This is a genomic window from Megasphaera hutchinsoni (assembly GCF_001553405.1).
Classification (GTDB): domain Bacteria; phylum Bacillota; class Negativicutes; order Veillonellales; family Megasphaeraceae; genus Megasphaera; species Megasphaera hutchinsoni.
On the sequence record NZ_KQ960954.1, the window covers coordinates 1 to 582 of the forward strand.

1 pseudogene is annotated in these 582 nt (G+C 46.2%); it reads right to left on the reverse strand.

Features of this window, described 5'->3' with window-relative positions:
• Nucleotides 1-582: pseudogene (locus HMPREF3182_RS06565) on the reverse strand (ESPR-type extended signal peptide-containing protein); the annotation flags it as partial.

Below are 582 nucleotides of genomic sequence, written 5' to 3' on the forward strand. Positions count from 1 at the left end.
CCGCTACTTTGTCTACTTTCGTATTCAATACTTTAAGCTGTGCCACGTTGACCGCATCGGTGTCCTTTGTACCGGCAGCTACGCCCGTGATTTGACGGGTGATACCTTTTTCTTCATTACCTACGGAAAAAGCACCATAGCCACTTGCCGAACGATACGCCCCGAGAAGAAGATTCTCTTTCTGTTGCACTGCTTCTAAAGCTTGATATGCCTTATTTAAATTTTCTTTCTTAGTTATATCTGCAGCGTTTTCTTTTAAAGCTTTTTTTGCCTCTTCAACAGCCTTTTTCTTTGCGGTCATTTCCGTTTGCAAAGCGTCATATTCCGTAGTCTTACCGAGATATTCCGCTACGGCTGTACCGTCTACAAAGGCTGCTCCGTTTTTCGGATTATAACCGAATAAACCGCCTTCACGTTTTGCTGTAGAATCTCTGCCCAAGGACACGCCGCCAACACTATCCGCCGTAGCATACGCACCGATAGCTACCGCATGAACGCCTTTAGCTCCATCATTTTTATAGTTGGATCCGGCTCCTTGTTCAGAACTGTTCACCGACAAGTAATGCACGCTGCCTTCCGCCG